This is a genomic window from Pseudomonas sp. S5D5, assembly GCF_003013355.1.
GTDB lineage: Bacteria > Pseudomonadota > Gammaproteobacteria > Pseudomonadales > Pseudomonadaceae > Aquipseudomonas > Aquipseudomonas aylmerensis.
In genome coordinates, this window is sequence record NZ_PTEO01000001.1 from 1,816,818 (window position 1) to 1,842,129 (window position 25,312).

Annotated in this window: 28 protein-coding genes; all 28 read left to right on the forward strand. The window is 62.4% G+C overall.

Annotated features, from left to right (window positions below):
* The 28 genes from fliJ (at position 1) to C9990_RS08840 (ending at position 25,132) form a co-directional block, all read left to right on the forward strand.
* Positions 1 to 450 (forward strand): flagellar export protein FliJ, encoded by a 450-nt coding sequence (gene fliJ, locus C9990_RS08705; RefSeq protein WP_065909807.1) that lies wholly within the window; start codon positions 1 to 3, stop codon positions 448 to 450.
* Between the two features lie 171 nt (positions 451 to 621).
* Entirely contained in the window at positions 622 to 927 is a 306-nt protein-coding gene (locus tag C9990_RS08710; RefSeq protein ID WP_106803036.1) for an STAS domain-containing protein, read from the forward strand.
* The gene (locus C9990_RS08715) at positions 924 to 2,642 is read left to right on the forward strand and encodes a fused response regulator/phosphatase (RefSeq protein WP_065909809.1); all 1,719 of its coding nucleotides are present in this window, start codon (positions 924 to 926) and stop codon (positions 2,640 to 2,642) included. Before C9990_RS08710 ends, C9990_RS08715 begins: the two co-directional genes overlap by 4 nt.
* A gap of 30 nt (positions 2,643 to 2,672) precedes the next feature.
* On the forward strand, positions 2,673 to 3,017 hold the full coding sequence (locus C9990_RS08720) for an Hpt domain-containing protein (RefSeq protein ID WP_065909810.1): 345 nt from the start codon (positions 2,673 to 2,675) through the stop codon (positions 3,015 to 3,017).
* A 145-nt stretch (positions 3,018 to 3,162) separates the two neighbouring features.
* Entirely contained in the window at positions 3,163 to 4,503 is a 1,341-nt protein-coding gene (locus C9990_RS08725; protein WP_106803037.1) for a flagellar hook-length control protein FliK, read from the forward strand.
* A 223-nt stretch (positions 4,504 to 4,726) separates the two neighbouring features.
* Positions 4,727 to 5,227 (forward strand): flagellar basal body-associated protein FliL, encoded by a 501-nt coding sequence (gene fliL / locus C9990_RS08730; RefSeq protein WP_065909816.1) that lies wholly within the window; start codon positions 4,727 to 4,729, stop codon positions 5,225 to 5,227.
* Positions 5,228 to 5,236: 9 nt separating this feature from the next.
* Positions 5,237 to 6,205: a flagellar motor switch protein FliM gene (fliM, locus tag C9990_RS08735; RefSeq protein ID WP_065909818.1), complete on the forward strand. Its 969-nt coding sequence runs from the start codon at positions 5,237 to 5,239 to the stop codon at positions 6,203 to 6,205.
* Between the two features lie 39 nt (positions 6,206 to 6,244).
* Positions 6,245 to 6,712 (forward strand): flagellar motor switch protein FliN, encoded by a 468-nt coding sequence (gene fliN / locus C9990_RS08740; RefSeq protein WP_003214557.1) that lies wholly within the window; start codon positions 6,245 to 6,247, stop codon positions 6,710 to 6,712.
* A gap of 1 nt (position 6,713) precedes the next feature.
* The gene (fliO, locus tag C9990_RS08745) at positions 6,714 to 7,154 is read left to right on the forward strand and encodes a flagellar biosynthetic protein FliO (protein ID WP_065909820.1); all 441 of its coding nucleotides are present in this window, start codon (positions 6,714 to 6,716) and stop codon (positions 7,152 to 7,154) included.
* Complete coding sequence (fliP, locus tag C9990_RS08750) at positions 7,154 to 7,897, forward strand: flagellar type III secretion system pore protein FliP (RefSeq protein WP_016976565.1); 744 nt, start codon at positions 7,154 to 7,156, stop codon at positions 7,895 to 7,897. The genes fliO and fliP overlap by 1 nt, the downstream gene beginning before the upstream one ends.
* A 4-nt stretch (positions 7,898 to 7,901) precedes the next feature.
* Entirely contained in the window at positions 7,902 to 8,171 is a 270-nt protein-coding gene (fliQ, locus tag C9990_RS08755; protein WP_003214552.1) for a flagellar biosynthesis protein FliQ, read from the forward strand.
* 4 nt (positions 8,172 to 8,175) lie between these two features.
* On the forward strand, positions 8,176 to 8,961 hold the full coding sequence (gene fliR, locus C9990_RS08760; RefSeq protein ID WP_065909822.1) for a flagellar biosynthetic protein FliR: 786 nt from the start codon (positions 8,176 to 8,178) through the stop codon (positions 8,959 to 8,961).
* Between the two features lie 3 nt (positions 8,962 to 8,964).
* Complete coding sequence (gene flhB / locus C9990_RS08765; RefSeq protein WP_065909824.1) at positions 8,965 to 10,101, forward strand: flagellar biosynthesis protein FlhB; 1,137 nt, start codon at positions 8,965 to 8,967, stop codon at positions 10,099 to 10,101.
* A gap of 387 nt (positions 10,102 to 10,488) precedes the next feature.
* Complete coding sequence (locus C9990_RS08770) at positions 10,489 to 10,689, forward strand: DNA-binding protein (protein WP_065909826.1); 201 nt, start codon at positions 10,489 to 10,491, stop codon at positions 10,687 to 10,689.
* A 271-nt stretch (positions 10,690 to 10,960) separates the two neighbouring features.
* The gene (gene flhA, locus C9990_RS08775; protein ID WP_216864328.1) at positions 10,961 to 13,075 is read left to right on the forward strand and encodes a flagellar biosynthesis protein FlhA; all 2,115 of its coding nucleotides are present in this window, start codon (positions 10,961 to 10,963) and stop codon (positions 13,073 to 13,075) included.
* A gap of 12 nt (positions 13,076 to 13,087) precedes the next feature.
* Positions 13,088 to 14,404 (forward strand): flagellar biosynthesis protein FlhF, encoded by a 1,317-nt coding sequence (flhF, locus tag C9990_RS08780; RefSeq protein WP_065909827.1) that lies wholly within the window; start codon positions 13,088 to 13,090, stop codon positions 14,402 to 14,404.
* Positions 14,405 to 14,510: 106 nt separating this feature from the next.
* Complete coding sequence (gene fleN / locus C9990_RS08785) at positions 14,511 to 15,344, forward strand: flagellar synthesis regulator FleN (protein WP_003192912.1); 834 nt, start codon at positions 14,511 to 14,513, stop codon at positions 15,342 to 15,344.
* Positions 15,341 to 16,081: an RNA polymerase sigma factor FliA gene (fliA, locus tag C9990_RS08790; RefSeq protein WP_065909829.1), complete on the forward strand. Its 741-nt coding sequence runs from the start codon at positions 15,341 to 15,343 to the stop codon at positions 16,079 to 16,081. Before fleN ends, fliA begins: the two co-directional genes overlap by 4 nt.
* A gap of 170 nt (positions 16,082 to 16,251) precedes the next feature.
* The gene (locus tag C9990_RS08795; protein WP_015885173.1) at positions 16,252 to 16,626 is read left to right on the forward strand and encodes a chemotaxis response regulator CheY; all 375 of its coding nucleotides are present in this window, start codon (positions 16,252 to 16,254) and stop codon (positions 16,624 to 16,626) included.
* 18 nt (positions 16,627 to 16,644) lie between these two features.
* On the forward strand, positions 16,645 to 17,433 hold the full coding sequence (locus C9990_RS08800; RefSeq protein WP_065909831.1) for a protein phosphatase CheZ: 789 nt from the start codon (positions 16,645 to 16,647) through the stop codon (positions 17,431 to 17,433).
* An 11-nt stretch (positions 17,434 to 17,444) separates the two neighbouring features.
* Positions 17,445 to 19,652, forward strand: a complete 2,208-nt coding sequence (locus C9990_RS08805) for a chemotaxis protein CheA (RefSeq protein WP_106803038.1) — start codon at positions 17,445 to 17,447, stop codon at positions 19,650 to 19,652.
* 47 nt (positions 19,653 to 19,699) lie between these two features.
* Positions 19,700 to 20,830: a chemotaxis response regulator protein-glutamate methylesterase gene (locus C9990_RS08810; protein ID WP_106803039.1), complete on the forward strand. Its 1,131-nt coding sequence runs from the start codon at positions 19,700 to 19,702 to the stop codon at positions 20,828 to 20,830.
* A complete protein-coding gene (locus C9990_RS08815; protein WP_010208778.1) occupies positions 20,830 to 21,570 on the forward strand; it encodes a flagellar motor protein in 741 nt (246 codons plus the stop codon). The genes C9990_RS08810 and C9990_RS08815 overlap by 1 nt, the downstream gene beginning before the upstream one ends.
* 63 nt (positions 21,571 to 21,633) lie before the next feature.
* Entirely contained in the window at positions 21,634 to 22,521 is an 888-nt protein-coding gene (gene motD, locus C9990_RS08820; RefSeq protein ID WP_065909838.1) for a flagellar motor protein MotD, read from the forward strand.
* Positions 22,522 to 22,572: 51 nt separating this feature from the next.
* Complete coding sequence (locus C9990_RS08825) at positions 22,573 to 23,361, forward strand: ParA family protein (protein WP_014719332.1); 789 nt, start codon at positions 22,573 to 22,575, stop codon at positions 23,359 to 23,361.
* Entirely contained in the window at positions 23,361 to 24,176 is an 816-nt protein-coding gene (locus C9990_RS08830; protein ID WP_106803040.1) for a CheW domain-containing protein, read from the forward strand. The genes C9990_RS08825 and C9990_RS08830 overlap by 1 nt, the downstream gene beginning before the upstream one ends.
* Positions 24,177 to 24,256: 80 nt before the next feature.
* Positions 24,257 to 24,739: a chemotaxis protein CheW gene (locus C9990_RS08835; RefSeq protein ID WP_010564003.1), complete on the forward strand. Its 483-nt coding sequence runs from the start codon at positions 24,257 to 24,259 to the stop codon at positions 24,737 to 24,739.
* A complete protein-coding gene (locus C9990_RS08840; RefSeq protein WP_065909843.1) occupies positions 24,740 to 25,132 on the forward strand; it encodes a DUF2802 domain-containing protein in 393 nt (130 codons plus the stop codon).
* Positions 25,133 to 25,312 lie beyond the last annotated feature (180 nt).

Consider the following 25,312-nt stretch of genomic DNA (forward strand, 5'->3'; position numbering starts at 1 on the left):
ATGGCCAGCACGCGTTCCTCACGTCTGGCCCCGGTGGTGGACATGGCCGAAAAGGCCGAGAAAACCGCCGTGCAGCGCCTGGGGTATTTCCAGGGCCAGGTGCGCCTGGCGGAAAGCAAGCTGGGCGACCTCGAGCGTTTTCGCAGCGAATACCAGCAGCAATGGATCGAACGCGGCAGCAAGGGCGTTTCCGGCCAGTGGCTGATGGGCTACCAAGGCTTTCTCAACCAGTTGGAAACCGCCGTCGGCCAACAGCGCCAGAGCCTGGCCTGGCACCAGAACAATCTCGATAAAGCCCGCGAGAGCTGGCAAGCAGCGTTTGCGCGGGTCGAAGGCCTGCGCAAACTGGTGCAGCGCTACATCGACGAGGCGCGGGCCATCGAAGACAAGCGTGAGCAGAAGCTGCTCGACGAACTGTCCCAGCGTCTGCCGCGTCAATCCCAATTCTAAAAATGTGGCAGCGGGCTTGCTCGCGAAGGCGGTATGTCAGTCTGCATCTGTGGTGGCTGACAGACTGCTTTCGTGAACAAGCCCGCTCGCACATTTGATTCGCTGTGTTGCTCAGATCCGCTTCGCCTGCTAAACCTTGTTGCACATTGCCAATGACAAGGAAGCAGTCGTATGTCAGTCGAGTCAGAAGTATCCCTGGATGGGACGAAGTTGACGATTACCATCAAGGGGCGGTTCGATTTCGGTAGCCACCAAGCCTTTCGTGATGCCTACGAGCGGTTTTACAAAGTGCCCGAGATCTATGTGGTGGACTTGAAGCACACCACTTATATGGACAGCTCGGCCCTGGGCATGCTCCTGCTGCTGCGTGACCATGCGGGTGGCGATAACGCCGAGGTCCAGGTGATCAACAGTAATTCTGACGTGCGCAAGATCCTCGCCATTTCCAACTTCGACAAATTGTTCGACCTCACTTGAGCGTCCTGGCCCCGGTTCCTGAAGCGCTGAGCATATTGATCGCCGAAGACAGCGCCGCCGACCTGTTGTTGCTGTCGACGATCATCCGGCGTCAGGGCCATCAGGTGCTGACCGCCACCAACGGCGCGCAAGCGGTTGAGGTGTTCGCCCGCGAGCGGCCGCAGCTGGTGCTGATGGACGCGCTGATGCCGGTGATGGACGGCTTTGAGGCGGCCCGCCGCATCAAGCAACTGGCCGGCGAGGCGCTGGTGCCGATTATCTTCCTCACCTCCCTGCGCGAAAGCGAAGCGCTGGCCCAATGCCTGGATGCCGGCGGTGACGACTTCCTGCCCAAGCCCTACAACCAACTGATCCTGGCCGCGAAGATCAACGCCATGGACCGCCTGCGCCGGTTGCAGGCCACCGTGTTGCAGCAGCGCGACCTGATCGCCAGGCACCACGACTATCTATTGCATGAGCAGCGGGTCGCCAAGGCCGTGTTCGACAAGGTCGCCCATTCCGGCTGCATCAATGCCGCGCCGAACATTCGCTACCTGCAATCGCCCTATGCGTTGTTCAACGGTGACTTGCTGCTGGCGGCCTACACGCCGTCCGGCGACATGCACGTGCTGCTCGGCGACTTCACAGGCCACGGCCTGCCGGCAGCGGTGGGCGCGATGCCGCTGGCGGAAGTGTTCTACGGCATGACCGCCAAGGGCTACGGCCTGGCGCAGACCCTGCGCGAGATGAACGCCAAGCTCAAGCGCATCCTGCCGGTGGACATGTTCTGCTGCGCCACCCTGTTGTGCCTGAGCACGCAGCGCCGCGTGGTGGAGGTGTGGAACGGCGGCATGCCCGATGGCTATGTGCATGAAGTCGCCAGTGGCCAGCGCACGCCGCTGCAGTCGCGGCATTTGCCGTTGGGCGTGCTTTCGGCCGACGCTTTTGATGATCGCACCGAAGTCTGGCCCATGGCCTTGGGCGACCGCGTGTTCCTGCTGTCCGATGGTGTGCTGGACACCGCTGACGCGAATGATCAATTGTTTGGCGCCGAGCGTTTGCAGCAGGTGTTCGCCGCCAATCGCGAGCCGGATCGGCTGTTCGAGGACATTGAACAGGCGCTGGCGGCCTTTCGCGGCGAGGCGCGGGATGACGTGAGCATGGTGGAAATCACCCTGCAGCCCGGCCAGTCGTTGCGCGCGACCGGGCCGTTGTATGCCGACAGCGGCCAGTCGTGCCCGCTGGATTGGTCGGTGAGTTTCGAGTTTCGCGCCGAAACCCTCAAGCGCTACAACCCGTTGCCCTACCTGCTGCAGCTGTTGCTGGAGATCCACGGCCTGCGTGAGCAGAGCGGGGCGCTCTACAGCGTGATGGCCGAGCTGTATTCCAACGCGCTGGAGCATGGCGTGCTGGGCCTGGACTCGCGGCTCAAGCGCGATGCCCAGGGGTTTACCGAGTATTACCGTCAGCGCAACGATCGCCTGGCGCAGCTGAACAGCGGTTATGTGCGCGTGCACGTGCAGGTGGTGCCCACCGAAGCGGGCGGCAAGATGACCTTGCGCCTGGAAGACAGCGGGCCGGGGTTCGACGTCGAACAGGTGCTGGCCCGGCCGTTGGATATCGACCGTCTGTCCGGCCGCGGGCTGAGCCTGGTCCGCCAGTTGAGCAGCGATGTACGCTGGTCCGATGGCGGGCGCAGTGTCTGCGTGGAGTTTTGCTGGGGGGCTCTGGCATAATCCGCCGATTCTTGATCAAGGAGCGAGCAAGTGGTTGATATTCATCTGGACCCTGACGTGTTGTCGGGTTTGCAGGAAGTCATGGAAGGCGAGTACCCCAAGCTGCTCGATACCTTTCTCGATGATTCCCAGAAGCGCGTCGAAGCCCTGCGCAAGGCCCGCGACGACGCCAAGGCGCTGGGGCGCATCGCCCATAGCTTCAAGGGCAGCAGCGGCAACCTCGGCGCGGTGCGTTTGGCGCAGTTGTGCCAGCGGCTGGAGGTCGAGTCGGTTGAGTCCTCGGCGGACCTGGGGGCGCTGGTGGATCAGATTGATCACGAGTTTGCGTTGGTGAAGCCGTTGTATGAGTCCGAGCGGCAGCGGTTTGGCGTGTAGTTGGGGGGGTGTACGTATCCCTCAGCCGTTACCTGAATAACGGATAGGTACACAACAAAACCAAGCCCAAGTAAAACCTGGCCCGACTCTTGCTCTATCTCCCGATACTGCATCCCCGATCCCCATGCAGTGGAGACCTTTACCTATGCCAGTCGCCCCTAATTCGCTCCTTCAGGCTGCCCCCGCGGCCAAGCCTCAAGCGTCCGCCGCCCCGCAGCCGGTTGCGGATGCGGACCCACGGGACAAGGGCCCTGGCTTCGCACAGGTGTTCGCCAACCAAGGCGCCAAGCCCGCGATCAAGGCCGACGACAACTCGGCCAAGCCCACACGGGACAAGCCTTCCGACAACTCTGCCAAGCCTGTCGCCAGCAGCGACAAGCCTGCCGCCAGCACGCCAGCGGTTGCCGATAGCGGCAATACCTTGCCTGCCACGCCGCCGGCCAAGTCCGATGACAGTGCCAGCACCGATGACGACGCGCCGGTCGATCCAACCCTGGTGCAGCAGCCCCCGACCGACCCGGTGGTCGATCCGGCGTTGATTGCCACGGTCACGCCGGTGGTTGTGCCGGTACCGGTGCAAACCCCGGCACCGGCGGCAGCCGCCCAGGACGACAGCGCCCAGCCGGTGGTTGCGGCGCCGATCGCGGCCACCGAGGAAGCCAAGCCGGCGTTCGACCCCGAGGCCGATCCACTGGATGCGATGCCGGCCGTGCGCCTGGCGATGGAGCAGGGCGGGCATGTGTCGGCCAGCAGCCAGGCACCGGCAAAAACCGCCCCGGCGCCGACCCAGGACCAGCCGACGGCCGCGCAGAACTTTGCCGCCGGCCTGGCCAATATGGTCGACCAGCAAGCCACCAAGGACAGCACTGACTCCGGCGGCGAGAAGGCCTTCAGCGGGCTGATCGAAGGCGGTCTCAAGGACCTCAAGGAAGCCAGCAGCGACACGCGCGTCGATGACTTCGCCAATCGCCTTGCCGCGCTGACCCAGGCCGCCACGCCGAAAACCGCCAATGCGCTGCCGCCCACGACCAATGCGCCGCTGGCCATGCACCAGAGCGGCTGGACCGACGAAATCGTCAACCGCGTGATGTACCTCTCCAGCGCCAACCTCAAGTCGGCAGAGATCCAGTTGCAGCCGGCCGAACTCGGCCGCCTGGACATCAAGGTCAACATGACGGCCGACCAGCAGGCCCAGGTCAACTTCATGAGCGCCCACCCGGTGGTGCGTGAAGCGCTGGAAAGCCAGTCCGGCCGCCTGCGGGAGATGTTCGCCCAGCAAGGCATGGGCCAGGTCGACGTCAACGTGTCCGACCAGTCCCGTGGCCAGGAGCAGCAGCAACAGCAGGCCCAGACCCGTGGCGTGAGTGGCACGGGTGGGCGCGGCGGCGACAACGGCGACAATGCCAGTCACGGCGATGTAGCTGAGGCCGTCGCGCCGGTGACGTCTACCGTGATCGGCTCCAGCGCCGTCGACTACTACGCCTGATCCTGAGCCTGGCACAGGCCAAAATGTGGGAGCGGGCTTGCTCGCGAAGGCGGTGTGTCAGTTTGCATGTGTGCTGACTGACACACCGCCTTCGCGAGCAAGCCCGCTCCCACATTTGATTTGCAGTGTTCTCTCTTCCTGAATTACCAGACAACTCTGGCATAACACTTGCTCTTGCCTTTCCGTAGATCTATGAATCCCCGAATAGTGACGGATTATTGGCATGGCGAAGAGCGACGACGCAGCAAAAGCACCCGCAGGCAAAGGAAAGCTCAAGCTTATCCTGTTGATAGTCCTGGGCCTGCTCCTGGCCATCGGCGCCTCGGTGGGTGGCACCTGGTACATCATGCACAGCAGTGCAAGCAAACCGGCACCCGCCGCCGAAACCGCCAGTAACGTCAAGCAACCGGCAATCTTCGAGCCGATGCTCCCGGCCTTTGTCGCCAACTTCAACCAGAACGGGCGTCAACGCTACCTGCAGGTGAGCATCACCTTGCTGGCGCGTAACCAGGCGGACCTGGATGCCCTCAAGGTGCATATGCCGGTGATCCGCAACAACCTGGTGATGCTGTTCTCCGGACAGAGCTTCGACACCCTGGCCACCCCGGTGGGCCAGGAAATGCTGCGCCAGAAGGTCACTGCCAGCGTGCAGGAAGTGGCCCAGAAAGAGCTCGGCAAAGTGGTGGTCGAACAGGCGCTCTTCACTAACTTCGTATTGCAGTAGGATCACGACATGGCCGTGCAAGACCTGCTGTCCCAGGATGAAATCGACGCGCTGCTGCATGGCGTGGACGATGGTCTGGTACAGACCGAAATGGCTGCCGAACCCGGCAGCGTCAAAAGTTATGACCTCACAAGCCAGGATCGCATCGTCCGTGGACGCATGCCGACCCTGGAAATGATCAACGAGCGTTTTGCCCGCTACACCCGTATCAGCATGTTCAACATGCTGCGCCGCTCGGCGGACGTGGCGGTGGGCGGCGTGCAGGTGATGAAGTTCGGTGAATACGTGCACTCGCTGTACGTGCCCACCAGCCTCAACCTGGTCAAGATCAAGCCGCTGCGCGGCACCGCGCTGTTCATCCTCGACGCCAAGCTGGTGTTCAAGCTGGTGGACAACTTCTTCGGCGGCGACGGCCGTCACGCCAAGATCGAAGGCCGTGAATTCACCCCGACCGAACTGCGGGTGGTGCGCATGGTGCTGGAGCAAGCCTTCATCGACTTGAAGGAAGCCTGGCAGGCGATCATGGAAGTCAATTTCGAGTACATCAACTCGGAAGTGAACCCGGCCATGGCCAACATCGTCGGCCCCAGTGAGGCCATCGTGGTGTCGACCTTCCACATCGAACTCGATGGCGGTGGCGGCGACCTGCACGTGACCATGCCGTACTCGATGATCGAACCGGTGCGCGAGATGCTCGATGCGGGCTTCCAGTCCGACCTCGACGACCAGGACGAACGCTGGGTCAAGGCCCTGCGCGAAGACCTGCTCGACGTCGACGTGCCCCTGAGCGCCACCGTGGCCCGTCGCCAGTTGCGTCTGCGAGATATTTTACACATGCAGCCGGGGGACGTGATCCCGGTCGAGTTGCCGGAAGAAATGATCATGCGCGCCAATGGCGTGCCGTCGTTCAAGGTCAAGCTGGGGTCCCACAAGGGCAACCTGGCTTTGCAAGTGGTTGAGCCGATCAACCGTCGCTGATCCCTAATTTATGAATGTTTGCTCCGCCGAGGACATGTAATGGCTACCGAACACGAAAACACTTCCGCCGAAGACCAGGCCCTGGCTGACGAATGGGCAGCTGCCCTGGAAGAAACCGGCGATGTTGGCCAGGACGATATCGACGCACTGCTGGCGGCCGACGCGGCCACCGCACCGGTCGGCAATCGCCTGCCGATGGAAGAATTCGGCAGCGTGCCGAAGAACAACGACCCGGTGACCCTCGATGGCCCGAACCTGGATGTGATCCTCGACATCCCGGTCTCGATCTCGATGGAAGTCGGCAGCACCGAAATCAACATCCGCAACCTGCTGCAGCTCAACCAGGGCTCGGTGATCGAGCTCGACCGCCTGGCCGGTGAGCCCTTGGACGTGCTGGTCAACGGCACGCTGATCGCCCACGGCGAAGTGGTGGTGGTCAACGAGAAGTTCGGCATCCGCCTGACCGACGTGATCAGCCCGAGCGAACGCATCAAGAAGTTGCGCTGAGATGAAGTATTCGATGGCGGGACTGTTGTCGGCGCTGCCATTGAGCGCCTTGGCGGCTGAGCCGGTCGCGCAAGCGGCGGCTGCGGCGCCAGTGGTGAGCAGCGGCATCGGCGGCCAGTTGACCCAGTTGGTATTGGGGTTGTTGCTGGTGGTCGGGCTGATCTTCGTGCTGGCCTGGCTGATGCGCCGCGTGCAGAACGTCGGGCCGGGCAACGCCCAGGTGATCGAAATGATCGGCTCGCGCGCCCTCGGCCCGCGTGATCGGCTGGTGCTGGTGCAGGTCGGTGGGGAACAGATCCTGCTGGGCCTCACCCCCGGCCGCATCACCCCGTTGCATGTGCTCAAGACGCCGGTGGACGTGGCCCAGACCCAGGCCACCACACCGGAATTCGCCCAGCGCCTGATGGAGTTGCTGGGCAAGGATCAGAAGGATAAGAAGTAATGCGCGTTTTGTTGACGCTCATGCTGTTGCTGGCCGCGCCACTGGCGTTCGGCGCCGACCCGTTGTCGATCCCGGCGATTACGCTGGGCACCAACGCGGCGGGGGCCCAGGAGTATTCGGTCAGTCTGCAGATCCTGCTGATCATGACCGCGCTGAGCTTTATCCCGGCGTTCGTGATGCTGATGACCAGCTTCACGCGGATCATCATTGTGTTCTCGATCCTGCGCCAGGCCCTGGGCCTGCAGCAGACGCCGTCGAACCAGATCCTCACCGGCATGGCCTTGTTTCTGACGCTGTTCATCATGGCGCCGGTGTTCGATAAGGTGAACCAGCAAGCCCTGCAGCCTTACCTGGCGGAAAAAATGACCGCCCAGGACGCGATCGACAAGGCCCAGGGCCCGATCAAGGACTTCATGCTGTCGCAGACCCGCTCCAGCGACCTCGAGCTGTTCATGCGCCTGTCCAAGCGCACTGACATCGCCACCCCGGACCAGGCGCCGCTGACCATCCTGGTCCCGGCGTTTGTCACGTCGGAGCTGAAGACCGCGTTCCAGATCGGCTTCATGATCTTTATCCCGTTCCTGATCATCGACCTGGTGGTGGCGAGCGTGCTGATGGCCATGGGGATGATGATGCTGTCGCCGCTGATCATCTCGTTGCCGTTCAAGATCATGCTGTTTGTGCTGGTGGACGGCTGGGCGCTGATTATCGGCACCCTGGCCGGCAGTTTCGGCGGAGTGTAGGGCCATGACCCCAGAAGTTGCCGTCGACCTGTTCCGTGAAGCGCTGTGGCTGACCACCATGATGGTCGCCGTGCTGGTGGTGCCGAGCCTGTTGGTCGGCCTGCTGGTGGCGATGTTCCAGGCCGCGACCCAGATCAACGAACAGACCTTGAGCTTCCTTCCGCGCTTGCTGGTGATGCTGATCACCCTGATCGTTGCCGGTCCCTGGCTGGTGCAGACCTTCATGGAATACATCCTGCAGTTGTACGGCAGTATTCCGCAGTTGATCGGCTGACCCGATGCAGTCTTTGCTGGCATTGACCGACACCCAGATCAGCACCTGGGTGGCCTCCTTCATCCTGCCGCTGTTTCGCGTGACGGCGGTGCTGATGAGCATGCCGGTGTTCGGCACCACCCTGGTCCCGCGTCGCGTGCGCCTGTACTTCGCGGTGGCGATTACCGTGGTGATCACGCCGGGCTTGCCGGCCATGCCGCCGGTCAATGCGCTGGACCTCAGTGCGCTGATGTTGATCGCCGAGCAGATCCTGATCGGCGCGTTGCTGGGCTTCTCCCTGCAGCTGTTCTTCCAGGCATTCGTGATTGCCGGGCAAATCATCTCGATCCAGATGGGCATGGGCTTCGCGTCCATGGTCGACCCCACCAACGGCGTGTCGGCAGCGGTGATCGGGCAGTTCCTGACCATGCTGGTGACGTTGCTGTTCCTGGCCATGAATGGCCACCTGGTGGTGTTCGAGGTGCTGACCGAAAGCTTCACCACCTTGCCGGTGGGCTCGGGCCTGGTGGTCAATCATTTCTGGGAAGTGGTCGGGCGCCTCGGTTGGGTGCTGGGCGCCTCGCTGTTGCTGGTGCTGCCGGCAATCACCGCGTTGCTGGTGGTCAACATCGCGTTCGGCGTGATGACCCGCGCGGCGCCGCAACTGAACATCTTCTCGATCGGCTTCCCGTTGACCCTGGTGTTGGGCATGGGGATTTTCTGGGTCGGCCTGGCTGACATTCTCAATCAGTATCAACCGCTGGCGACCGACGCCCTGCAGTTCTTACGTGATCTGGCACGGGCGCGCTGAGCCATGGCCGAGAGCGAGAGTGGTCAGGACAAAACAGAAGACCCCACGGAGAAACGCAAAAAGGACTCCAGGGAAAAGGGCGAGATTGCGCGCTCCAAAGAGCTGAATACCGTTGCGACCATGATGGCCGGCGCGGGCGGCTTGCTGATTTACGGCGGCGGCCTGGCGTTGGACTTGCTGGAGTTGATGAAGCACAACTTCACCTTGCCACGCGAGGTGCTGCTCAATCCCGATTCGATGGGTCAATACCTGCTGCACTCGGGCAAAATCGCGATCCTGGCGGTGCAGCCGATTCTGATCACTTTGCTGCTGGCCGCCTTGATCGGCCCGGTCGCCCTGGGCGGCTGGTTGTTCGCCGCCGGCAGCATGGCGCCCAAGTTCAGCCGGATGAACCCGGCGGCCGGGCTCAAGCGCATGTTTTCCGCCAAGGCGCTGGTGGAGCTGCTCAAGGCGTTGGCCAAGTTCATCCTGATTCTATTCGTGGCCTTGACGGTGTTGTCGTCGGATATCGACGATTTGCTGCGCATCGCCCACGAACCGCTGGAGTCGGCAATCATCCACAGTGTGCAGGTGGTCGGCTGGAGTGCGCTGTGGATGGCGGCCGGGTTGATCATCATCGCGGCGGTGGATGCGCCGATCCAGCTGTGGGAAAGCCACAAGAAACTGCTGATGACCAAGCAGGAAGTCCGCGACGAGCACAAGGACCAAGAGGGTCGTCCCGAGGTCAAGCAGCGCATTCGCCAGCTGCAGCGGGAAATGTCGCAGCGCAAGATGATGGCCTCGGTGCCCGACGCCGACGTGGTCATCACCAACCCGACGCACTACGCCGTGGCCCTCAAGTACGACCCGGAGAAGGGCGGCGCGCCGATGCTGCTGGCCAAGGGCAGCGACTTCACCGCGCTTAAAATCCGCGAAATCGCCGTGGCCAACGACATCCTGCTGCTGGAATCGCCGGAGCTGGCACGATCGATCTTCTACTCCACCGACCTCGACCAGGAAATCCCCGCCGGGCTGTACCTGGCCGTGGCCCAGGTGTTGGCGTATGTCTATCAGATTCGCCAGTACCGCGCGGGCAAGGGCAAGCGGCCCGATCCGCTCAAGGACCTGCCCATTCCGCCGGAGCTGCGCCGCGATTCCTGACTGCTCGGCTGATGCGCTCTTTGTGGTGAGCGGGCTTGTTGTGGGTAGCGGGCTTTTTGTGGTGATAAGGCTTGTTGTGGGTCGCGGGCTTTTTGTGGCGAGCGGGCTTGCCCCGCGTTGGAGTGCGAAGCGCTCCCAATCCAGCCACCGCGGTCCAACAGTCAGACCGAGTCGCCAGGTTTCAGGGCTGCTTCGCAGCCCAGCGCGGGGCAAGCCCGCTCACCACAGTGAATGCGTTCGCTACAACAAGCCTGCCCGCTTCGACCGCTACCACTCGTCGGCAACCCTCGTCTACCTGTCAACTTTGACAGTAGCCAGCGCCGTCCTCTCGCGCTTCCATGGCTCCCTACTGTGCACAGGTCATCCAGCGATGCAGAGGGCGTAGTGATGGAAGCGGTGACGGGAACGATCAAATCCTACAGCCGAAAAACCGGAAAAGGCCTGATTGCGCTGGATGGCGACGACGAGCCGGTGCATGTGGATCGCACCGGCTCAGCCGGCATCTGGCTCAAGAAAGGCTTGCGCGTGCAGTTCGTGAGGATCCATTGCCCTCAAGGGGTGTATGCGTTCCATATCAAACTTATCTAGCGGCATGCATGCCTGGCTGTTGGCGGTGTGTCCACCGACCAATAATGTGGGAGCTGGCTTGCCTGCGATGACTGAGCTCAGCCTGGCCCTTCAGGTGACCGGTACACCGCCACCGCAGGCAAGCTCCTGCATTTGAAACGCGTTCCCCTCGACGATCGTCGCCCTGAAACCAAAGTTGGAAGGCTTCTTGCAATACCGCCTCCAGGACGCCTCCCGGCGTCAAAAGTTTGCTTCAAGGAAACGAGGAATACCGGTGGTGGATCGCTCTCAAATGCTCGGCACGGCCCGTACGACCCTGACTGACCTCTCGCGGGGCAATCTGGGTGTGCCGTTGTTGTTGCTGGTGATGCTGGCAATGATGATGTTGCCGATGCCGCCGTTCCTGCTGGACGTGTTCTTCACCTTCAACATTGCCCTGTCCGTGGTGGTGTTGCTGGTCTGCGTATACGCTCTGCGACCGCTGGATTTTGCGGTATTCCCGACCATCCTGCTGGTGGCGACCCTGTTGCGCCTGGCGCTCAACGTGGCGTCGACGCGCGTGGTGATGCTCCACGGCCAGGACGGCCACGCCGCCGCCGGTAAGGTGATCCAGGCCTTCGGTGAGGTGGTGATCGGCGGCAACTACGTGGTGGGTATCGTGGTCTTCGCGATCCTCATGATCATCAACTTCGTGGTGGTGACCAAGGGCGCCGGGCGTATTTCCGAGGTGAGCGCGCGCTTTACCCTCGACGCCATGCCCGGCAAACAGATGGCCATCGACGCCGACCTCAACGCCGGCCTCATTGACCAGAACCAGGCCAAGTCGCGCCGTCTGGAAGTGGCCCAGGAAGCCGAGTTCTACGGCTCCATGGACGGTGCCAGCAAATTCGTGCGCGGTGACGCCATCGCCGGCCTGCTGATTCTGTTCATCAACCTGATCGGCGGCATGGCGGTCGGGATCTTCCAGCACGGCATGACCTTCGGCGATGCCGGCAAGGTGTACGCCTTGCTGACCATTGGTGACGGTTTAGTGGCGCAATTGCCATCACTGTTGTTATCCACAGCTGCCGCGATCATGGTGACCCGTGCTTCGGGCTCCGAAGACATGGGCAAGCAGATCAGTCGCCAGATGTTCGCCTCGCCCAAGGCCCTGGCCGTGGCGGCGGGCATCATGGCGATCATGGGCATCGTGCCGGGCATGCCCCACGTGTCGTTCCTGAGCATGGCGGCCATGGCGGCCGGCGGTGCCTACCTGTTCTGGAAGAAGCAGAACGCGGTCAAGGTCCAGGCCCAGCAGGAAATCGCGCGCCAGCAGGAACTGCTGCCGTCGCCGGCCCGGGCCCAGGAAACCAAGGAGTTGGGCTGGGACGACGTGACTCCAATCGACATGATCGGCCTGGAAGTCGGCTACCGCCTGATCCCGCTGGTCGACCGCAACCAGGGTGGCCAATTGCTCGCGCGGATCAAGGGGGTGCGCAAGAAGCTCTCGCAGGACCTGGGCTTCCTGATGCCCACCGTGCATATCCGCGACAACCTCGACCTGGCCCCCAGCGCCTACCGCCTGACCCTGATGGGGGTGATCCTGGCCGAAGCCGAGATCTACCCGGATCGCGAACTGGCGATCAACCCGGGGCAGGTATTCGGCAGTCTCAACGGCATTACCGCCAAAGATCCGGCTTTTGGCCTGGACGCGGTGTGGATCGAAATCAGCCAACGCAGCCAGGCGCAGTCCCTGGGCTACACCGTGGTGGACGCCAGTACCGTGGTCGCCACCCACCTCAACCAGATTCTGTACAAGCACTCCCATGAGCTGATCGGCCACGAAGAAGTCCAGCAATTGATGGGTTTGCTTGGCAAAGCCTCGCCAAAACTCGCCGAAGAACTGGTGCCGGGCGTGCTGTCGCTGTCGCAACTGCTCAAGGTGCTGCAGGCGCTGCTGGCCGAGCAGGTGCCGGTACGCGATATCCGCAGCATTGCCGAGGCTATCGCCAACAATGCCGCCAAGAGTCAAGATACTGCCGCCCTGGTGGCTGCGGTGCGCGTCGGATTGTCGCGCGCAATCGTCCAAAGCATTGTAGGGCTTGACTCTGAGCTGCCTGTGATCACCTTGGAACCAAGGTTGGAACAAATATTGCTCAATAGTATTCAGAAGGCAGGACAAGGCCAGGAAGAGGGCGTTCTGCTGGAGCCAAGCATGGCTGAGAAGCTGCAGCGTTCGTTGATCGATGCCGCGCAGCGCCAGGAAATGCAGGGCCAACCAGTGATCCTGCTGGTGGCCGGCCCCGTCCGGGCGATGTTGTCGCGGTTTGGGCGCCTGGCAGTACCGAATTTGCACGTTTTGGCTTATCAGGAAATTCCTGACAACAAGCAAGTGACTATCGTCGCGACAGTAGGGCCCAACGGCTGAGGGTAGTGGGTTATGCAAGTTAAGCGTTTTTTCGCCGCCGATATGCGTCAGGCCATGAAACTGGTTCGTGATGAGCTGGGCGCCGACGCCGCGATTATCGGTAACCGTCGTATTGCCGGCGGTGTCGAGCTGACGGCTGCCCTGGATTACACTCCCCAGGCCCTGGCCCCGCGCGTCCCGAACATGGAACTCGAAGACGAGCTGCGCAAGACGGCCTCGCGCATTGTCTCGGCCCAGGCCGAACTGAGCATGCGTGGCGACAGCGACGCCACCACCAACCGCCAGTTGTTCGCCGGCCTGCCGCTGACCGCTGCCGAGCCGCTGGTCGAGCCGACCTTCGTTGAACCCCCGCGTCCTGCAGCGCCGGCCCCGGCCGCCGCAGTCGACCAGCGCGTGTTCGACTCGATGCGATTTGAACTCAATGGCCTGCGCGAGCTGCTGGAAGTGCAACTCGGCTCCCTCGCCTGGAACCAGCTGCAAGGCAGCAAGCCGCAACAGGCCAACCTGTGGCGTCGCCTGCAACGCATCGGCCTGTCCGGCCCGTTGTCGCGCGACCTGCTGGCCCTGACCACTGAAATCGAAGAACCTCGCCAGGCCTGGCGCATGTTGCTGGCCCACTTGGCGCGGATGATCGTCACCCCGGAAATCGAGCCGCTGGAAGAGGGCGGTGTGATCGCCATGGTCGGCCCTGCCGGCATGGGCAAGACCACCACCCTGGCCAAGCTGGCCGCCCGTTACGTGCTCAAGTACGGCGCGCAGAATATCGCGCTGGTGAGCATGGACAGCTACCGTATCGGTGCCCAGGAGCAGCTCAAGACCTTGGGTCGGATCCTCAATGTGTCGGTGACCCATGTCGACCCGGGCCAATCCCTGGCCAACGCCCTCGACCCGCTGCTGCGCAAGCGCGTGGTGCTGATCGATACCGCCGGCCTGCAAGCCAGCGACCCGGCGTTGCGCATGCAGCTGGAAAGCCTGGCCGGGCGCGGCATCAAGTCGAAAAATTACCTGGTGCTTGCAACCACCAGCCAGAAACAGGTTCTTACCGCTGCGTACCATAGCTACAAACGCTGCGGCCTGGCCGGCTGCATCCTCACCAAGCTCGACGAAACCGCGAGCCTGGGCGAGGTGTTGAGCCTGGCCATCAGTCATGAGTTGCCGGTCGCCTACCTGACCGACGGCCCGCGGATTCCGGATGATCTGCATCTGCCGCGCCGTCATCAGTTGGTCAGCCGTGCAGTCAGCGTGCAAATGCAAGAAGAGCCTAGCGAGGAAGCGATGGCCGATATGTTCGCCGACCTCTATCACAGCCCGGCAAAGCGGGTGGGTTGAGGGCAGGATGAACACCGTGAAATGTACCTACATCGATGGTCTGCAAGCGATTCACGCGGCCAAGCCATGTAGCCTGCGTCTAAGCAAGACAAGGTAAAGAAATAAAATGGGCAGCATGCATCCCGTACAGGTGATCGCGGTGACCGGCGGCAAAGGTGGCGTCGGGAAAACTAACGTGTCAGTGAATTTGTCCCTGGCCCTGGCAGAGCTTGGCCGTCGCGTCATGCTGCTGGATGCTGACCTGGGGCTGGCGAACGTCGACGTTCTGCTGGGGCTGACGCCCAAACACACGCTTGCCGATGTGATCGAAGGGCGCTGCGAGCTGCGCGACGTGCTGCTGCAGGGCCCTGGCGGTATCCGCATCGTGCCGGCCGCCTCCGGCACCCAGAGCATGGTGCACCTGAGCCCGGCGCAGCATGCCGGCCTGATCCAGGCGTTCAGCGATATCGGCGACAACCTCGACGTGCTGGTGATCGACACCGCCGCCGGGATCGGCGAGTCCGTGGTCAGCTTCGTGCGCGCTGCGCAGGAAGTCCTGTTGGTGGTCTGCGATGAACCCACCTCGATCACCGACGCCTATGCCCTGATCAAACTGCTTAACCGTGACTACGGCATGAACCGCTTCCGCGTGCTGGCCAACATGGCCCAGAGTCCACAGGAAGGGCGCAATCTGTTCGCCAAGTTGACCAAGGTCACGGATCGCTTCCTCGATGTCGCCTTACAATACGTCGGCGCAGTTCCCTACGACGAGTGTGTACGCAAGGCTGTGCAAAAGCAGCGTGCAGTCTACGAAGCGTTCCCTCGTTCCAAATGCGCCTTGGCGTTCAAGGCTATTGCCCAGAAGGTCGATACCTGGCCGTTGCCTGCCAACCCTCGGGGGCATCTGGAGTTTTTCGTCGAGCGATTGGTGCATCAGACGAGCGCAGGACCGGTGCTATGACATCCAGCGGCTACAACCTTTACAAGAAATCGGCACGTGACAGCCAGGGTGAATTGATCGAGCGCTATGCGCCGCTGGTCAAGCGCATCGCTTATCACTTGCTGGCACGCCTGCCCGCCAGCGTCCAGGTCGAAGACCTGATCCAGGCGGGCATGATCGGCCTGCTCGAAGTGTCGACCAAATACGACGCGAGCAAGGGCGCGAGTTTCGAGACGTATGCGGGTATCCGCATCCGTGGCGCGATGCTCGATGAAGTGCGTAAAGGTGACTGGGCGCCGCGTTCGGTGCATCGCAATACGCGCATGGTCAGTGACGCAATTCGCGCAATTGAAGCAAAAACCGGTCGCGACGCTAAAGATCACGAAGTTGCGGCCGAACTCCAATTGAGTCTCGACGATTACTACGGGATTTTGAACGATACCTTGGGCAGCCGCCTGTTCAGTTTCGACGACCTGTTGCAGGACGGCGAACACGAAGGGCTGCACGAGGACGGCGCGAGTGCTCATCTGGAGCCGTCGCGCGACCTGGAGGATGAACGCTTCCAGGGTGCGTTGGCGGACGCGATTGCCAATTTGCCGGAGCGTGAGCGACTGGTGTTGGCGCTGTACTACGATGAAGAGCTGAACCTCAAGGAAATCGGTGAGGTCCTGGGAGTCAGCGAATCGCGGGTCAGCCAGTTGCACAGCCAGTGCGCAGCCCGCTTGCGGGGGCGTTTGGGAGAGTGGCGAGCGCGCTGACAGGCAGTGTTGGGGAGCACTGCAAACCACACCGCGAGGGTGATTGACCCTCGCGGGATCGGCCCGTGGTGCCCCCGGCAGTCCTTTTTGTGTAATGCCTGTTGATTGAAATGGCGCGTCCAGGTGCTGGGCGCGTTTAAGACTGCTTGGAGGTCGAATTGGACAAGAACATGAAAATCCTCATCGTTGATGACTTCTCAACGATGCGGCGGATCATAAAAAACCTGTTGCGTGACCTTGGGTTCACTAACACGGTCGAGGCGGATGACGGCATTACGGCGATTCCGATCCTCAACAGCGGGAGCATCGACTTTCTGGTAACGGACTGGAACATGCCGGGCATGACCGGTATCGACTTGCTGCGCCATGTGCGCGCCGACGAAAAACTGCGCAGCCTTCCCGTGCTGATGGTGACCGCCGAAGCCAAGCGTGAGCAGATCATCGAAGCCGCCCAAGCCGGGGTCAACGGTTACGTGGTCAAGCCATTCACTGCATTGGCCTTGAAAGAGAAGATCGAAAAAATCTTCGAACGCATCCACGGCTAATGCCATCGCGGGGGAGCTATGGAGCATAAAGAAACGTCACAGGGAGACTTTGAGTCGACCCTGAAAAAGCATGCTCACCAGTTGGTCGACAGCCTTGAAAAAGGCCAGTTCGGCGACGCGGTGCAGTTAATCCATGAGCTCAACCAGACCCGTGACCGCGGCCTGTATCAGGAAGTGGGCAAGCTCACACGCGAGCTGCACAGTGCGATTGTCAATTTCCAGATTGACCCGCACATGCCCCAGGCCGAAGAAATTTCGCAAATCACCGACGCGACCGAACGCCTGTCCTATGTGGTCAGGCTGACTGAAGCAGCGGCCAATCGCACCATGGACCTGGTGGAAAACGCCACGCCCCTGGTCAATGGCATGGCCACCGAAGCCCAGGCCCTGAGCCACGATTGGGGCCGCTTCATGCGCCGCGAGGTGGGGGCTGAGGAATTTCGGGAACTGGCGCGTCGGGTCGACGGATTCTTGTCACGCAGCGAGCAGGAAAACCGCACGGTTTCCAGCAACCTCAATGACATTCTGCTGGCCCAGGATTACCAGGACCTCACCGGCCAGGTGATCAAGCGTGTGACCCAGTTGGTCACCGAAGTGGAAAGCAACCTGCTCAAACTGGTGCTCATGGCCGGCCAGGTAGACCGTTTTGCCGGCATCGAACATGACCGTGAAGCGATCCTCTCGGAAAAAGATCCACAAAAACATCTCGCCAAGGGTGAAGGTCCGCAGATTCATGCCGATAAACGTGAAGACGTTGTGTCAGGTCAGGATGACGTAGATGACCTGTTATCCAGTTTAGGCTTCTAAGGAGCACCCACATGAGCTTCGGCGCCGATGAAGAAATCCTTCAGGATTTCCTTGTAGAGGCCGGCGAAATTTTAGAGCAACTGTCCGAGCAACTGGTCGAGCTGGAAAGCCGTCCGGATGATGCGAACCTGCTCAATGCAATTTTTCGCGGTTTTCACACTGTAAAAGGGGGCGCCGGCTTCCTCCAGCTCCATGAGCTGGTGGAGTGCTGCCACATCGCCGAGAACGTGTTCGACATCCTGCGCAAGGGTGAGCGTCACGTTGACTCGGAATTGATGGACGTGATTCTCGAAGCACTGGATGCGGTCAACGGCATGTTCAGCGAAGTCCGCGAACGTGCCCCGATCACTGCGGCCACCCCGGAACTGCTCGCCGCCCTGGCGCGCCTGGCAGAGCCGGCCGACACCTCGGCAGCGCCCGTGGCGCAGGCTGAGCCTGCGCCTGTGGCAGAGCCTGAAGCGGATGTGACGGACAGCGAGTTCGAGCAGTTGCTCAACTCCCTCAACGCGGTGAAAGCCGAGGCTGAAGCGCCTGCTGCAGCCGCGCCACAAGCGCCGACCAGCGAAGACATTACCGACGCAGAATTTGAATCCCTGCTCGACCAGTTGCACGGCAAAGGCCAGTTTGCGGCCGACGCCGTGGCCCCTGCCGCCGCTGTGGATGCGCCTGCCGCGTCGACCAGCACCGACATCACCGATGACGAATTCGAAGCACTGCTCGACCAACTGCATGGCAAAGGCACCTTCGCGGCCGACGCCTTGCCGGAAGTCGCCGCGACTGCCACTGCGCCGTCCGCTGCGGCAGAACCTGCGGGCGACGGTCTGATCAGCGACCACGAGTTCGAATCCCTGCTCGACGAATTGCACGGCAAGGGCAAGTTCAGCGAAGTGGCTCCGGCAGCTGCCGCGACCGCCACCCCGGTGGCGGCCAAACCGGCGCCGGCCAAGGCCGCTGCACCTGCTGCTGCCAAGCCGGCCCCGGCACCTGCCGCCGCCCCGGCTGCTGCTCGCGCGCCGGCCGCTGCCGTGGCCGAGAAGCCGGCCAGTGAAGCCGAAACCACCGTGCGCGTCGATACCGCGCGCCTGGACGACATCATGAACATGGTCGGCGAACTGGTGCTGGTGCGTAACCGCCTGGTGCGCCTGGGCCTGAGCAGTGGCGATGAAGCCATGCAAAAGGCCGTGTCGAACCTCGACGTGGTCACCGCCGACCTGCAGACCGCCGTGATGAAGACGCGGATGCAGCCGATCAAGAAAGTCTTCGGGCGCTTCCCGCGCCTGGTTCGCGACCTGGCACGCCAGCTCAAGAAAGAGATCAACCTGGAACTGGTGGGCGAAGAGACCGACCTCGACAAGAACCTGGTCGAGGCCCTGGCCGATCCGCTGGTCCACTTGGTGCGCAACGCCGTCGACCACGGCGTCGAAACCCCGGAAGAGCGCGAAGCTTCGGGCAAGTCGCGCAACGGCAAAGTGATTCTGGCGGCCGAGCAGGAGGGTGACCACATCCTGCTGTCGATCACCGATGACGGCAAGGGCATGGACCCGACCATCCTGCGCAATATCGCGGTCAAGCGTGGCGTGATGGACAAGGACGCCGCCGACCGCCTGACCGACACCGAGTGCTACAACCTGATCTTCGCCCCGGGCTTCTCGACCAAGACCGAGATTTCCGACGTGTCCGGCCGTGGCGTCGGCATGGACGTGGTGAAGACCAAGATCAGCCAGCTCAACGGCTCGATCAACATCTACTCGACCAAGGGCCAGGGTTCGAAGATCGTCATCAAGGTGCCGTTGACCCTGGCGATCATGCCGACCCTGATGGTGATGCTGGGCAACCAGGCCTTCGCCTTCCCGCTGGTCAACGTCAACGAAATTTTCCACCTCGACCTGTCGCGCACCAACGTGGTGGACGGCCAGGAAGTGGTGATCGTGCGCGACAAGGCGTTGCCACTGTTCTACCTCAAGCGCTGGCTGGTGGCATCGGCCAAGCATGAAGAGCAGCGCGAAGGCCATGTGGTGATTCTCTCCGTGGGCACCCAGCGTATCGGCTTCGTGGTCGATCAACTGGTGGGCCAGGAAGAAGTGGTTATCAAGCCTTTGGGCAAAATGCTGCAGGGAACCCCGGGCATGTCGGGTGCGACCATCACCGGTGACGGTCGGATCGCGCTGATTCTGGATGTTCCGAGCATGCTCAAGCGTTACGCCGCTCGGCGTATTTGATTCTGGTGGGGCAGGGCGGTTTGCCCGCCCCGTCTAACGGAGTGTTTATGGTAGTCAAGGTCCTGGTGGTGGACGATTCGGGTTTCTTCCGCCGCCGCGTCTCGGAAATTCTTTCCGCCGATCCAACGATTCAAGTGATCGGCACGGCCACCAACGGCAAAGAGGCGATCGATCAGGCTATCGCGTTGAAGCCCGACGTGATCACCATGGACTACGAGATGCCGATGATGGATGGCATCACGGCTGTCCGTCACATCATGCAGCGCTGCCCGACCCCGGTGTTGATGTTCTCCTCGCTCACCCACGAAGGCGCCCGGGTCACCCTGGATGCGCTGGATGCCGGCGCGGTGGACTTCCTGCCGAAGAATTTCGAAGACATCTCGCGCAACCCCGAGAAGGTCAAGCAACTGCTGTGCGAGAAAGTCCACAGCATTTCCCGCAGTAACCGTCGCAGCCTGTTCAGCACGCCTGCACCTGCACCTGCACCGGTTGCGGCGCCGGCCCCGGCCCCTGCGTTTGGTCGACCTGCGCCTGCGCCCGCCCCGGTGGCTCGGCCTGCCGTGGCCCCGGTCCGCGCTCCGGCGCCCAGCGCCCATTCGCCCGCGCCCAAGCGCAAGGCCTACAAGCTGGTCGCCATCGGTACTTCCACCGGCGGCCCGGTGGCCTTGCAGCGCGTGTTGACGCAATTGCCGGCCAACTTCCCGGCGCCGATCGTGTTGATCCAGCACATGCCGGCGGCCTTCACCAAGGCCTTTGCCGAACGCCTGGACAAGCTCTGCCGCATCAGCGTCAAGGAAGCCGAGGATGGCGACATCCTGCGTCCAGGCCTGGCGCTGCTGGCGCCGGGTGGCAAGCAGATGATGGTCGACGGGCGTGGTGCGATCAAAATCCTGCCGGGCGACGAGCGCCTCAACTACAAGCCGTGCGTGGACATCACCTTCGGTTCGGCGGCCAAGTCCTACGGCGACAAAGTTCTGGCGGTGGTGCTCACCGGCATGGGCGCCGATGGCCGTGAAGGCGCACGCCTGCTCAAGCAGGGCGGCAGCGCGATCTGGGCCCAGGACGAAGCCAGCTGCGTGATCTATGGCATGCCGATGGCGATCGTCAAGGCTGACCTGGCCGACGCCGTCTACAGCCTGGACGAGATCGGCAAGCATCTGGTGGAGGCCTGCCTCTGATGGATGTATTGAGCCTGATCGGCATCATCATGGCGTTTGTCGCGATCATCGGCGGCAACTACCTCGAAGGCGGCCACCTCGGCGCCCTGGCCAACGGCCCGGCGGCCTTGATCGTGATCGGCGGCACGGTCGGCGCGGCCCTGTTGCAGTCGCCCTTGAGTTCGTTCAAGCGCGCCATGCAGATCCTGGTGTGGATTATTTTCCCGCCACGCGTGGACCTGCCCGGCGGCATCGACCGCGTGGTCAACTGGAGCCTCACCGCCCGCAAGGAAGGCCTGCTCGGCCTGGAAGGCGTGGCCGATGCCGAGCCCGACAGCTACGCGCGCAAAGGCCTGCAACTGCTGGTGGACGGCGCCGAGCCGGAAGCGATCCGCAGCATCCTGGAAGTGGATTTCTACACCCAGGAAAGCCGCGACATCAACGCTGCCAAAGTCTTTGAAAGCATGGGCGGCTACGCGCCGACCATCGGCATTATCGGTGCGGTGATGGGCCTGATCCACGTGATGGGCAACCTGGCCGACCCGTCGCAACTGGGCAGCGGCATTGCAGTGGCGTTCGTGGCCACCATCTACGGTGTCGCGAGTGCCAACCTGGTGCTGCTGCCGGTGGCCAGCAAGCTCAAGTCCATCGCCATGCGCCAGTCGCGTTACCGCGAGATGTTGCTCGAAGGCATCCTGTCGATTGCCGAGGGTGAGAACCCGCGGTCGATCGAATTGAAGCTCCAGGGCTTCATGGATTGATGAACATGGCTATCGACTTGTGGCGAGCGGCCACATGATTTACGTACAGAGAGGTGTCAGCCTGTGAGCCGTCGCCGTCGCGAGCCTGAAGAGCACGTCAACCACGAACGCTGGCTGGTGTCCTACGCGGACTTCATCACCTTGCTGTTCGCGTTTTTCGTGGTGATGTACTCCATCTCGTCGATCAACGAAGGCAAGTACAAAGTCATTTCCCAGGCGCTGATCGGGGTGTTCAACGACGCCGACCGTGCCCTGAAGCCGATCCCCATTGGCGAGGAACGGCCCAAGACCGTGACCCCGGCCAAGCCGCTGGTCAATGACAGCGATGAAACCGCCGCCGGCGTGGGCGGCACCAGCGACCCGCTGAAAAGCATCGCCGACGACATCAGCGCCGCGTTCGGCGACCTGATCAGTTCCAACCAGATGACCGTGCGCGGCAATGAGTTGTGGGTGGAGATCGAACTCAACTCCAGCCTGCTGTTCGCCAGTGCCGATGCAATGCCCAGCGACCAGGCGTTCACCATCATCGACAAGGTGGCGGCGATCCTCAGGCCGTTCGAAAACCCGATCCACGTGGAAGGCTTTACCGACAATTTCCCGATCAGCACCGCGCAGTACCCGACCAACTGGGAGCTGTCGTCGGCGCGGGCCGCGAGCATCGTGCGCATGCTCGCGATGCAGGGCGTGAACCCCGGGCGCCTGGCCTCCGTGGGCTATGGCGAGTTCCAGCCGGTGGCCAACAACGCCACGGTGGAAGGCCGCGCGCGCAACCGCCGGGTGGTACTGGTGGTCTCGCGCAACCTGGATGTGCGCCGCAGCCTGACCGGTACCGGCACCGCCAATGCAACACCGGACGCGGCCTTGAAGCGGGCTGGCACACAAACTGCACCGGCCCCTGCAAAGCCGCCGGTGCGTCAGAGTGCCGTCAATTCTCCGTCGCCGGCTCAATAACCTTATGCAATGTCTCGGTCGCGCCTGTGCCTGCCGGGAGGAACCATCCGAATGAGAGTCTGGGCAGTTGCCAATCAAAAAGGTGGAGTCGGCAAGACCACCACCTCCATCGCCTTAGCCGGTTTGCTGGCCGAGGCGGGCAAGCGTGTGGTCGTAGTGGACCTGGACCCGCATGGCTCCATGACCAGCTATTTCGGCTACGACCCGGATGCGCTGGAGCACAGCTGCTACGACCTGTTCCTGCACAAGGGCAGCGTGCCGGCCGACCTGCCCGGGCAACTGCTGTTGCCCACCAGCAACGAGAGTATTTCCCTGCTGCCGTCGAGCACCGCGCTGGCCACCCTCGAGCGCCAGTCGCCGGGGCAGAGCGGCCTGGGCCTGGTGATCGCCAAGACCCTGGCGCAACTGTGGCAGGACTTCGACTACGCGATCATCGACAGCCCGCCGTTGCTCGGCGTGCTGATGGTCAACGCCTTGGCGGCCAGCCAGCAACTGGTGATCCCGGTGCAGACCGAGCACCTCGCGGTCAAAGGCCTGGAGCGCATGGTCAGTACCCTGGCGATGATCAACCGCTCGCGCAAGCAGGCGCTGCCGTTCAGCATCGTGCCGACCCTGTTCGACCGTCGCACCCAGGCGTCGCTGGGCACCTTGCGCGTGCTGCGCGATGCCTACCCGGACACCATCTGGAATGGCTACATCCCGGTGGACACGCGCCTGCGTGACGCCAGCCGCGCCGGCCTGACCCCGTCGCAGTTCGACGGTAAAAGCCGTGGCGTGCTGGCTTACCGCGCGTTGCTCAAGCACCTGCTGTCCCAGCAGCTTGTCGCGCAGGTGGCGTGATGAACCGTCCCATCGAACTCAAGACCCGGCCGCAACTGGCACTGGAATCCTACCTGGATGCCCTGCTGCAGGATGCGACCGAGGAAGAGCAGCCGATACTGGTATTGGAACCGGCCCTGGCGCCGGAAAGCACCCTGGATGAATTCCAGTTGGCGGTGCTGGAAGAGCAGGCCCGCGATGCGCAGGTCGTGACCGCGCCGGTGGTGGTGCCGATCGCCCCGGCAGTTGTCGTGCCCGTGGTGGTCGAGCCGGTGGTCGTTGCCCCTGTCGTGGTCGAGCCGGTGGTGGAAGTGCACCTGCCGCCCAGCATCACGCCGCCGCCGGTGGCCGGCGATGATCGCCCGGCCTGGGCCGCCGAGCCGTTCGAATGCCTGTTGTTCGACGTCGCCGGGTTGACCCTGGCGGTGCCGCTGGTGTGCCTGGGCTCGATCTATTCCCTGGAAGGCCAGGAACTGACGCCGCTGTTCGGGCAACCGGAATGGTTCCTCGGCATCCTGCCCAGCCAGGCCGGCAACCTCAAGGTGCTGGACACCGCGCGCTGGGTGATGCCCGACCGCTACCGCGATGATTTTCGCCAGGGCCTGCAATACGTGATCTCGGTGCAGGGCTACGAGTGGGGGCTGGCGGTGCATCAGGTCAGCCGCTCGTTGCGCCTGGACCCGAATGAAATCAAATGGCGCAGCCACCGGGGCCAACGGCCTTGGCTGGCGGGCACCGTGATCGAACACATGTGCGCGTTGCTCGACGTCGCCGAGCTGGCCGAGTTGATCGCCAGCGGCGCGGTCAAGACGCTGCCGGTGAATAAACGCAGTTGATTGAACAATAAGGGCCGCGCGGTTGCGCGGTCAGCGAAGCACACACGCCGTGTGAAGCGGCATTTGAAGGGGTCAGGGGTATGAATAAGTCAGCGTCCGCACAAGGTTTGGATGATCCGATCCTGCAATGGGTTACCTTCAAACTGGACAACGAGTCCTATGGCATTAACGTGATGCGCGTGCAGGAAGTGCTGCGCTACACCGAAATCGCGCCGGTCCCGGGTGCGCCAAGCTACGTGCTGGGTATCATCAACCTGCGCGGCAACGTGGTGACGGTGATCGACACCCGCCAGCGTTTCGGCCTGGTACCGACCGAAGTCAACGACAACACCCGTATCGTCATCATCGAAGCCGACAAGCAAGTGGTCGGGATCATGGTCGACAGCGTGGCCGAAGTGGTTTATCTGCGCCAATCGGAAGTGGAAACCGCACCGAACGTGGGTAATGAAGAATCCGCCAAGTTCATCCAGGGCGTGTGCAACAAGAACGGCGAGCTGCTGATTCTGGTTGAGCTGGACAAGATGATGAGCGAAGAAGAATGGTCGGAACTGGAGAGCATCTGATTGTTCCTTGAGGCCGCAGTGATCATCCTGGCCCTGTTGTGGGCCGGGACCTTGGCATTCCTGCTGCGCTATGTGCGCCAGCAGCGTGAGTCGGTGGTGCAGCAGGCCGAGCGGGATGCCGTGCGTGACCGGCGCATCCTGGAGCTGGTCAAGCGTGTCGACCATTTCCAGCAGAGTGCAGTGAAGGTGGGGGACGAGGTGCATGAACTGCGCGCGATCCTCGGGCCGTTGCCGGACAAGCTTGCGCAGCTGGAGCAGCGTGATCCTTCGAGCCTGTCGTTTGCCCAGGCTGCCAAGCTGGTGGGGATGGGGGCTACGGTGGATGAGTTGACGCAGTCGTGTGGGTTGACCCAGGCTGAGGCGCAGTTGATGAGTAAGTTGCACAAGGGCTGACTTCCTGGGGTATATCCGGATTTGGGGTCGTGGCTGACATTGGTTCCGCCCTTACGGCGGGTCACTTTTGAACAGCGCAAAAGTAACCAAAACGCTCTTGCCCCAACACTCGGCACCTCGCCTAGGCTCGGTGTGCCCTCACTCCGGCTTGAATCCGTGGGCCGCCGCAATGGGCCATCC